General features: G+C 44.3%; 4 protein-coding genes. 3 read left to right on the plus strand and 1 reads right to left on the minus strand.

Going from position 1 to position 3,572, the window contains the following annotated elements; translation table 11 throughout:
• Positions 1-293 precede the first annotated feature (293 nt).
• The 3 genes from H6F77_RS00085 to H6F77_RS27650 all read left to right on the plus strand — a co-directional run bounded on the left by H6F77_RS00085 (position 294) and on the right by H6F77_RS27650 (position 2,202).
• Positions 294-767, plus strand: a complete 474-nt coding sequence (locus tag H6F77_RS00085) for a M67 family metallopeptidase (protein WP_190484038.1) — start codon at positions 294-296, stop codon at positions 765-767.
• Positions 768-834: 67 nt separating this feature from the next.
• Positions 835-2,007: a molybdopterin-synthase adenylyltransferase MoeB gene (gene moeB, locus H6F77_RS00090; protein ID WP_190484041.1), complete on the plus strand. Its 1,173-nt coding sequence runs from the start codon at positions 835-837 to the stop codon at positions 2,005-2,007.
• A 9-nt stretch (positions 2,008-2,016) separates the two neighbouring features.
• Positions 2,017-2,202 carry a fasciclin domain-containing protein gene (locus H6F77_RS27650; protein WP_309228775.1) on the plus strand — a complete coding sequence of 62 codons (186 nt, stop codon included), beginning with the start codon at positions 2,017-2,019 and terminating at the stop codon, positions 2,200-2,202.
• A gap of 874 nt (positions 2,203-3,076) precedes the next feature.
• Here the strand turns inward: H6F77_RS27650 and H6F77_RS00100 are convergent.
• Positions 3,077-3,424 carry a hypothetical protein gene (locus H6F77_RS00100; RefSeq protein ID WP_190484043.1) on the minus strand — a complete coding sequence of 116 codons (348 nt, stop codon included), beginning with the start codon at positions 3,422-3,424 and terminating at the stop codon, positions 3,077-3,079.
• Positions 3,425-3,572: the final 148 nt, after the last annotated feature.

The raw sequence follows: 3,572 nt of genomic DNA on the forward strand, positions 1-3,572 counted from the left end.
CAATCGCTGGCGGAGGCCATTTCAACTGCCTTCGAGCAAATTGACGAGCTAGATATGTACAACTGGTTTACTCATTGCTGCTATTGTTCCTCACCCACTTGAGAAACGCTATATAATATTCATCGCAGCCAGGAGCTTACTTTCGCAGTGAGAAACCCCCGCTGTTTTTGCTTTAGGTTTGTAGCGATCGCACTTTGCTTGCAATTGGGGTAGCGCATTCATAGAATTGTGCCTAATTCAAGAAAAGCGGGATGCTATACGTCAAGCCATAATTTAACTATTGCTGTGTATTTGTGACTATCAAAATTTACTCTCACCATCTCCGTAATATCATCACCCACGCAGAAAGCACGTACCCAGAAGAGTGCTGCGGCTTAATGCTGGGGAATATCGATGAAGATACTAAAACTGTCGTAGAAGTTTGGGCAACCAAAAACAGTTGGAACGACGAAGCATATGAGACATTCCAGGGGATTGCAGGTTCGGATAAACTAGGTGCTAGCAAGCGAGACAGATACGCGATCGCACCCGAAGATATGCTAAAAGCACAACGGGAAGCACGCGATCGCCAGCTTCAGATTGTGGGAATATACCACTCTCATCCAGACCACGCAGCCATTCCCTCTGAATTCGATCGGGCGTGTGCTTGGCCAGTGTACTCGTATATTATTGTGTCTGTGCAACAAGGGAAAGTGGATGCACATCAAAGCTGGATACTTGACGAAGCCCACCAGTTCCACCCAGAAGAAATTGAAAATTTATCCTAAAAAACGCTAAGACACAAAGGCATAAAGGATGTAATATACTTAGTCCTCACTCCTCTATGCGATCGCCATGCTCAACCCTAACCTGGATGAAATCCAGCTGACAAAAGACGACTACGAACGCTACTCTCGCCACCTAATCCTGCCAGAAGTCGGACTCGAAGGGCAAAAGCGCCTCAAAGCCGCCAGCGTACTGTGCGTGGGTACGGGTGGACTTGGCGCACCCCTCCTGCTTTATCTCACCGCCGCGGGTGTCGGACGCATCGGCATTGTAGATTTCGATGTCGTGGACACTTCCAACCTGCAACGTCAGGTTATTCACGGCACGTCTTGGGTAGGCAAACCAAAAATCCAATCTGCCAAAGAACGGATTTTGGAAATTAACCCCTACTGCCAAGTAGACTTGTACGAAACTCGTCTAAGTTCTGAAAACGCCCTCGATATCATTAAGCCTTATGACATCGTAGTAGATGGAACCGACAACTTCCCCACCCGTTATCTTGTTAACGATGCCTGCGTGTTGTTGAATAAACCCAACGTCTACGGTTCCATCTATCGATTTGAAGGGCAAGCTACTGTATTTAACTACGAAGGTGGCCCCAACTACCGCGACCTTTATCCAGAACCACCACCACCGGGAATGGTTCCCTCCTGTGCTGAAGGCGGCGTGCTGGGAATTTTGCCAGGAATTATCGGTGTAATTCAAGCAACAGAAACGGTAAAAATTATTCTCGGTCAAGGTAATACTTTGAGCGGGCGATTGTTGCTTTATGATGCCCTAAACATGAAGTTCCGGGAGTTAAAGCTGCGTCCAAATCCAGAACGCCCCGTAATTGAAAAGTTAATCGATTACGAACAATTCTGCGGTATTACCCAAGCTAAGGCTGAGGAGGCTAAACAGCAGATGGAAATGTCAGAAATGACAGTTAAGGAATTGCAGGAATTAATAAATAGCGGCGCAAATGATTTCGTGCTGCTTGATGTCCGCAATCCCAATGAGTACGACATTGCTAAGATTCCTGGCTCAGTATTAGTGCCGTTACCAGATATTGAAAATGGCCCTGGTGTTGAGAAGGTTAAAGAATTGCTTAACGGTCATCGCTTGATTGCACACTGCAAGCTGGGCGGTCGTTCTGCAAAGGCGCTGGGCATTTTGAAACAAGCTGGAATTGAAGGCACTAATGTGAAGGGTGGAATTACCGCTTGGAGTCGAGAAATCGATCCTTCAGTTCCTGAATATTAAAGACGTAGGGTGGGCAATGCCCACCCTAATGATGTGGTGAAGCTTAAGTCAGCTACCACAGTTGAAGGTTCAGATGTGAAAATTAACGCTTCCAATGGCGGCGTCAAGGTGGATGATGCCAAAGTCGCAACAGCAGATGTTGCTGCTGATAACGGTGTTATCCACATTATTAACACAGTATTGCTTCCTGCCTAAGCTATCTCTACTTAGGTTTAAAAGTAGATTTTTAGCTTTCCAGAGTAACCAAAGCATCTTGGTTAAACCGAACCACGCGCTTAATTGCGTTTCGGGAATGCTCAGATGTAGAGACTGATAGTGTGATGTTATTCTGACCAGGATCTAAGATGTGTTTCACCGTACAAATTTGCATTTTATTGTTGCAGTAAGCAACAATGCGATTACCAACTTGAATATCTAATGCTTTAATTTTCATTTACTACTCAACCTAATAAATAACTGGTTTACCCAGCAGAATTCAGGGCTACCTACTTGCATAGATAGCTGACTAAATATTTGGTTTTTATCTTAGTGTTATTGTCAGAGTATCCCCTCTTAATTGACCTTTACAGAAGGGAAAGAAAAACCTATTGCCGTATCTCTCTTGCTCGGCGATCGCAGTGGTTATTTATACTATAACATAGATAAAGCTAGCTACCAAACTTACTATATTATTGTCAATAGAGATTTATACTTAGAATATTATTAAAAGCTGGTTTTTAAGATGGAAGCTTTATTAACGATTATGATATCCTCGCACACCTAGCAGTTAGCTGGTCGCAGCCAACGGGCTATACTTGTGACTTAAAGGAAAAGCTTGCCTTTAAGTCACAGGTTTATGGTTTAAAAGTAGAAACATCGCAATTTTTCCCTAAAAGCGTGTTGCGATCGCGTCAACAACATAAACGCCTCTAACCAATCTCAACGAAATGTGTTGCGATCGCCAGTCTGCGGCAGCGCAGTATTACAGGGTACGATCGCCCTCGCTTGGGTTAGCTATAACGCATACCTTCTGTAGTTGGGTGAACTTGCCTTTCCCACACAGCAAGCCGCTGGGTAGCTATTTTACGCATCACCGCCTATTTTTAAATACTTGGGTGCAGAATTGTAAATTTTCTCTAGCCTTACTGGGTAATCGGTTAGCTCTAATCGGAGAAAGTTGACTTAGATCTTTTGGTCTAGTTGGGTAAAATTCTAATTGACTTATCTCGTCGCTTTCTTGAGAGCTGGCGGCTGTTATGTTAGTAATGCTGTTGCGGCTAACTGTACCTCTAAAACATTCCCATTCATCTGTTTGTTCGCGGTAGTCACGCCCTGTAATTGTTCGTCCAGTTTTGCGAAAAACTATATATCTCTCGCCTGATCGATTGGGCGTCGAGGATTCTCCATAAAAATATTCTCCATTGCGTAGGTTTTGCACTGTCTGTCTGGGTTGAGCTAAAACAGATGTGGAGCCAATACTTCTCGGTTAAGCCCAAAATCAGGTAAATTAACTGTTGTCCCCTAACAGGCGGTCGTAAAATCGGTGCATCTCAGAGAATTCTCGTTTATATCTCCGGTCATAGAAG

Source organism: Microcoleus sp. FACHB-831, assembly GCF_014695585.1.
Taxonomy (GTDB): Bacteria; Cyanobacteriota; Cyanobacteriia; order Cyanobacteriales; family FACHB-T130; genus FACHB-831.